The sequence below is a fragment of the uncultured Negativibacillus sp. genome (genome assembly GCF_944388365.1).
GTDB lineage: Bacteria > Bacillota > Clostridia > Oscillospirales > Ruminococcaceae > Negativibacillus.
On the sequence record NZ_CALXIN010000107.1, the window covers coordinates 1 to 5,644 of the forward strand.

8 protein-coding genes are annotated in these 5,644 nt (G+C 55.2%); 4 read left to right on the top strand and 4 right to left on the bottom strand.

The features are described 5' to 3' along the window. Nucleotides 1-398: 398 nt before the first annotated feature. The gene (locus Q0L39_RS10270; protein ID WP_296628924.1) at nucleotides 399-1,091 is read right to left on the bottom strand and encodes a YjjG family noncanonical pyrimidine nucleotidase; all 693 of its coding nucleotides are present in this window, start codon (nucleotides 1,089-1,091) and stop codon (nucleotides 399-401) included. A gap of 124 nt (nucleotides 1,092-1,215) precedes the next feature. Here Q0L39_RS10270 and Q0L39_RS10275 point away from each other — a divergent pair, with 124 nt between their 5' ends. Continuing rightward, a complete protein-coding gene (locus Q0L39_RS10275) occupies nucleotides 1,216-1,602 on the top strand; it encodes a hypothetical protein (RefSeq protein WP_296628926.1) in 387 nt (128 codons plus the stop codon). Here the strand turns inward: Q0L39_RS10275 and Q0L39_RS10280 are convergent. After that, entirely contained in the window at nucleotides 1,593-2,432 is an 840-nt protein-coding gene (locus tag Q0L39_RS10280; RefSeq protein WP_296628927.1) for an HAD family hydrolase, read from the bottom strand. The genes Q0L39_RS10275 and Q0L39_RS10280 overlap by 10 nt on opposite strands. A gap of 1 nt (nucleotide 2,433) precedes the next feature. Further along, on the bottom strand, nucleotides 2,434-2,784 hold the full coding sequence (locus Q0L39_RS10285; protein WP_296628929.1) for a helix-turn-helix domain-containing protein: 351 nt from the start codon (nucleotides 2,782-2,784) through the stop codon (nucleotides 2,434-2,436). 128 nt (nucleotides 2,785-2,912) lie between these two features. Between Q0L39_RS10285 and Q0L39_RS10290 the strand changes: the two genes are divergently transcribed. Together Q0L39_RS10290 and Q0L39_RS10295 are read left to right on the top strand one after the other, a co-directional pair. After that, nucleotides 2,913-3,473, top strand: a complete 561-nt coding sequence (locus tag Q0L39_RS10290) for a flavodoxin family protein (RefSeq protein WP_296628930.1) — start codon at nucleotides 2,913-2,915, stop codon at nucleotides 3,471-3,473. 18 nt (nucleotides 3,474-3,491) lie between these two features. Next, nucleotides 3,492-3,995, top strand: a complete 504-nt coding sequence (locus Q0L39_RS10295) for a flavin reductase family protein (protein WP_296628932.1) — start codon at nucleotides 3,492-3,494, stop codon at nucleotides 3,993-3,995. 138 nt (nucleotides 3,996-4,133) lie between these two features. Here the strand turns inward: Q0L39_RS10295 and Q0L39_RS10300 are convergent, their stop codons facing one another. After that, a complete protein-coding gene (locus tag Q0L39_RS10300; protein WP_296628933.1) occupies nucleotides 4,134-5,270 on the bottom strand; it encodes a hypothetical protein in 1,137 nt (378 codons plus the stop codon). Nucleotides 5,271-5,381: 111 nt separating this feature from the next. On the opposite strand from Q0L39_RS10300, the gene Q0L39_RS10305 reads away from it, so the two are divergent. Then, nucleotides 5,382-5,644 (top strand): helix-turn-helix domain-containing protein (locus Q0L39_RS10305; protein WP_296628935.1); only part of this gene is annotated, 263 nt, incomplete at its 3' end.

Genomic DNA, 5,644 nt, shown 5'->3' on the forward strand with positions numbered 1-5,644 from the left:
GGTTCCTTGTGTGCTCTTTGTGAAACTTTCTTCACACAAGAAAGTTTCCGCGGGTGTGGGCCGCGCAGGCCCACAAAAGAGGTCCGCAGGGACTACCCTGCAAAACCGACTTGTGGGCCTCTGCGGCCCAGGCCTGCGCTCACACCTACTGCGAAATTGTCCTTTTGCTGGCGCAGGCACAGAAGGAGCAACGCTCCTTCTCCGAACATTCTTCTAAACCTTTTGTGGGCCTACGCGGCCCACACCCGCGGAAACTTTCTTGTGTGAAGAAAGTTTCACAAAGAGCACACAAGGAACCTCCTGGTTCCTTGACCTCCAGCTAAAGGGGCAAGCCCCTTTTGAAACCCCAACTGCGTGTCGGTGGTAGGTGCGCTCGACGACCCGAAGGAGTAATGAAACTAACCCTCGACAATCCCAATCAGCTCCGGCAGCGCCGCGATCTCGTAGCGAATAGGAATATTCTGCCCATTCGCAAGACCCTTTGCGTTAAACCAACAGGCGTCCAGTCCTGCGCGGCGCGCTCCTTCCATGTCCGAGGACAGCGAATCTCCTACCATCAGCGCACGGGATGGCTCAAACTCTGGGATGCGCTCAAAAACATATTGAAAATACGCAAGCGCCGGCTTTGGCTGACCGGCCTCCTCCGATACAAAGATGTCCGACAGATAGGGCATCAACCCGCTTGCTCCCAGCCGGCGGCGCTGGGTAGCCGACACGCCGTTGGTCAGCACATACAGCCGGCAGCCCAGCTGGTGCAGTGCGCGGCAGGTCTCCAGCGCATCGGGCATCGTCCTGCTGCCAAAGCCCAGATTGTACAGGTATTTGCGGTTAAACTCGTCGCTGTCGATGCCCTCGATGTGCAGCGCTTCAAACAGCCGCGCAAAGCGCGCTGACAACAGCTGATCTTTGGTGATCTCTCCGCGCTCCAGCTGCCGCCACAGTCCCTGATTGATCGACTGATACAGCTGGTCGACCTGCTCATCAAAGCTAAGCCCGTGCTCGCCGAAGGTGCGCACCAGTGCCTGATGCTCGGCATCGGGAAAGTCCATCAGCGTTTCGTCGGCGTCCAAAAGCAGAATGTCATATTTCATCGAAAATCCCTCCCGTCAATCTCTGGTATGGTTGTTCTCTCCATCATTGACTTTTGTCAATTTTTTTAGTATGCTTTTCTTAACAAGATAGAATCCCTCTGTCACCTTGAAAGGAGGCTCTGCCATGAAAGCAAAAAAATCCTTCCTTCTCTCCCTCTCGCTTGCCGCCGGCTGTGCCGTCCTGGTGTCGCTGGGTACGCTTCCGGCTGCATCCGACGTTCCCGCTGAGCCTTGCGGCGGCAGTGCCTGCCAGCTGTCGGATGCCGCGACGGACAGCTGCCAGCACGTCTGGTTCTACTACTGGGATTCGCAGCGCGAGGACTGCACTGTGCAGGAAAGCTGGGACTACTACTGGGAAGCCCAGCGGGAAACCTGCATCCGCGATCCCTATTGTCAGCACACCCGCGCCATCCGCTGGAAGGAGTGCAGCCAGTGCGGTCTACGCCTCCCAACCGGAGAAACCGAGATTCGCAACTGCCTCTCCGGCTGCCAGCTTGAGGACTACCGCTGAACCTCCTCCAGAATAAACTTCAGCACGCAGTCGGGATCGTCGTCCAGCACGCCGGTCACCGATGCCCTGACCTCGTCGGGCGCCTCTGGAACGGTGTAGCTGCGGTCGGCCATCCGAAGCATCGGCAGGTCGTTGTGGTTGTCTCCGAAGGTGACCAGCTCCTGTGCGCCCAGCTGCTCCTTTAAAAAGAGCGCCGCTGTTCCCTTGCCTGCCTTGTCCGAGCCGATGTCCACAAACCAGCGGTCAGGATGATAAGGGCTGCAATGCAGCACCGCCTCCACGCCGGCAAGATCCTTTGCCGCCTCATACAGCGGCTGCATCTGGCTGCGAGGACCGTGGGTGCCCACAAACAGTACCTCTCCGCACAGAATCTCCCGACTGTGCGCCGCCGTCACCGGCTCGTCGAGCAGCAGACCGGTCTGCGGATTGACCGGTCCATCCAGTCCCATGGTGGTCTGGTAGCCGTTGACCCGAATGGTGCGGCAGCGTCCTTCCTGCGGCACAAAGGTGCAGGCTTTGAAAGGTGCGCCCACACGGTCAAACACCTCGCACAGCCTGGCGGCGCTGTCGGCAGGAATAGGGAAAGTTTTGAGGGTGCGTCCGCTTGCAAAGTCATAGATGGCGGCGCCGTTGTAGGCGATGACCGGCAGCGTGATGCCGCAGCCGTGGGCAAGCTCCCACACGCCGTACAGATTGCGTCCTGACGCCACTGTCAGCGCCACTCCCTCCTTCAGCAGACGGGAGAACAGTTCGGCGGTCTGCGGGCGCAGGTGGTCCACTCCTGCGCGGTAGAGCGTGCCGTCCACATCCGAAACATACAGTGTTTTCATCCTATGCTTCCTCCTTCTTCGCCGGACGATGCTGATCGCCCCATTCACAAAGCGCATCCAGAATCGGAATCAGCGTTTTTCCCTTTTCCGACAGACTGTATTCCACCTTGGGCGGAACCTGCGGATATTCTTTGCGGACGATCAGATCGTCCGCCTCCAGCTCCTTGAGCGACAGACTCAGCGTCTTGTGGGAGATGTTTCCGATCGAGCGTTTGAGCTCATTATATCGGATCACACCGTCCTCCGCCAGCCAGTACAGAATAATCATCTTATATTTGCCGTTGATCAGCGACATGGTATACCCAAATCCCGTCTGGTCCAGACGGGTTCCCGTTGTGACACATTCACTCATCGTTTACACTCTCCTTTGGGTTAGTATCTAACCAAAATGTGCGTACTTGATTTTTTTCTCGTTCTCAATTAGATTATAGACAGAGGACAGACCACTGTCAATCTAATCAGGAAAGGAAGCTTTGATGTATGAGTAAAAAGATTGTCATTTTAAACGGAAGCCCACGTCCAAACGGAAACACCGCCGCTCTGATCGAGCAGTTTACCAAGGGTGCCGAGCAGAATGGAAATCAGGTGGTTCGTTTTGACCTGCAGCGGATGAACATTCACGGATGTCTGGGCTGCTGCAAAGGCGGCAAAAATCCGTCCGCTCCCTGCGTACAAAACGACGATATGAACAAAATCTATCCTCATTATGTCGATGCAGATCTGATCGTTCTGGCTTCCCCGATGTACTACTGGGGCATCTCCGGCCAGCTGAAAATCGCCTTTGACCGGCTGTTTGCCGTCGCCGAGTGCGATGCAAACTACCAAAATCCTGTCAAGGGCTGTATCCTTCTGATGGCAGCCGAAGGCGACACCGAAGAAAACTTCGAGCCGGTGCGCCACTTCTACCACTCCTTGCTTAAAAACCTCGGCTGGAAGGACTGCGGCATCGTCTATGCCGGAGGCAATATGGATGCCGGCGCCGTCCTGCAAAAACCACAGCAGCTGCAAGCTGCCTTTGATCTGGGACAGTCCATCCAGTAGCAGAAAGGAAGGAGAACGATGAAAAAGATCGACCTGCCATTTGCTTCTAAGCTGACCTCTCCCAATCCGGTGAGCCTGGTCTGCACCCAGAAACCGGACGGTTCCACCAACCTTGCCACCGTCTCCTGGTGGACCTATCTTTCCTACAATCCCAACATGATTGCCTATGCCATGGCAAAGACCTCCTACAGCGGCGAGATGGTTCGTTCCAACCAAAAGGTTGTCCTCACCATCCCAGGCGCCGAACTGGCCGACGCTGTGATGGGCTGCGGCAGCTGCTCCGGACGGGACACCGACAAAGCAGCGCGCTTTGGAATCGAGCTGACCAGCATCGAGGGAACCTCCATTCAGGTTCCGCTCCACAGCCGCCTTGCCATCGTCTGCCGCCTGAAGGAATACCACCAAGCAGGCGACCATTATTTGTATCTGTGCGACGTCGAACAGGTGTACGCCGACATCAACGAAGCCGCCCTCTTTGCATGGAACGGATATTCCTCTGTCGCTCCCGCAGTCAAAGCCTGAGCGGGTGCTGTATTCAAAGAAAACCATCCTTTTTCCGCCTTCGACCCAATAAAAAACCTCTCCCAGCGGAGAGGTTTTTTATCGTCTATTCGCTTGCTGAATCATCCGGCGCGGCTATTTGGGGCTTTCCTTGCTGCCCTAGCAATAGCTTTCCACCATTTCTGCAAGCTCGGTTTTTCCCTGCTGACGCAGCGCCTGCAAAAAGTTTTTCGTGTTCTTTTCCTGTAACCGGTCAAAGGTCGTTAACATCGTGCGGATGCTGTCCGCTCCATACCGACGGTACACCTTTTCGTAGACAAGCACGCCTGCTTCATGGACAAACTCCGAATGACCTTCGCCGTTATCCTTCAGACAAAGCGCTCTGTCTCCATAGGTCTCCTTTGTCTTTGCAAGGCAGCGCTCAAAGAAGGCTTCGTCCTGTTCCAGCTCATACAAAAGCGCGCTCCATTCGGCGTGCGTTTCGTTGAGCCAGTCCTCCCAGCTGAAACAATCCGCACCCTGTGCATAGCTGTGCGCCAGCTCGTGCGCAATGTGGTGAAGCGCCGACGCGACATCCTGCTTGACGGCGGTGAATACAATCAGCCCGTCCCGCTTGTATCCACCAAAGTCCTCTCCCGTGTCCGGCAGGAAAAACAGCGTCATCCTTCCCATCCTGTCGGTTCCATATAAGGTGCGGTAAAAATCTGCGATTTGACGATAGCCATGGTAATACGGCTGCACCTTCCGGCGCATCTGTTCGTCTGGGAAAAAGAGGCTGACCTGCTCATCCCCGATGACGTGATACCCTTCTCTGCGCACTCCGATGATGTTGCAGTCCACCGGATTTATCTGGCGGTAGTGCCAGACGTTGTTTTCTGCATCATACTGCCCATGGATGATCTGCCACTCGCCGCCGACCTGCACCTCGACCTCGCACAGGTCTGCATCGTCCTCCATCGGATACCAGCCGTTGAGCAGACTGAAGGCAAAAACATCCTCCCGCAGGCAGGAATACGGTCCCTGCGGCGTGTGTTCGGTCGCCCACAAGCCCTCCAGCCCGCCTTCATAGCAGATGACCAGCTCTCCCTGCTGCAGCTGGGTAAACCGATACCTTTTCATCGGCGGACGGTACAGCAGGTCGCAGTCCTCCTCCTGTGCAGACACTTCTTTGTGATTGTTAAGCGCCTTTGTCAGCACAAGCGATTTTGCCAGTGCAAAGGAAAAGCTGTCCTTTGTCAGCTTTGCACGGCACTCCACCCTGATTTTTTCTCCTTCGATCCAAAGCTTCAGCTTCAACTGCAATCCTTCCTTTCCCACACCTTGCATTGAGAAAAAGAGCCTGCTTCTTGAACTGCACCCCATTTGTTAGACAGTATGGTATACTGAATAACAAGTGGGGTGATTTTTATGCCAAAAGAGAGAACAAACAAAAAATATCCGCCAGAATTCAAGAAGCTGGTAGTGGAAACGATGAGGAAAGAAAAGTTGGGCTATCGCGAAACAGCAGAAAGGTTTGGAGTACGCCACAAGCGAGTACAGGACTGGGAACGAATCTATCTTACAGAAGGTCCCGAAGGGCTGGCAATAGAACGCCGAGGGCGTAAAAGTACCGGACGTCCGGTAAAGCTGTCAAAATCTGTTGAAGAAGATCTTATTGCTGAAAATCAGCG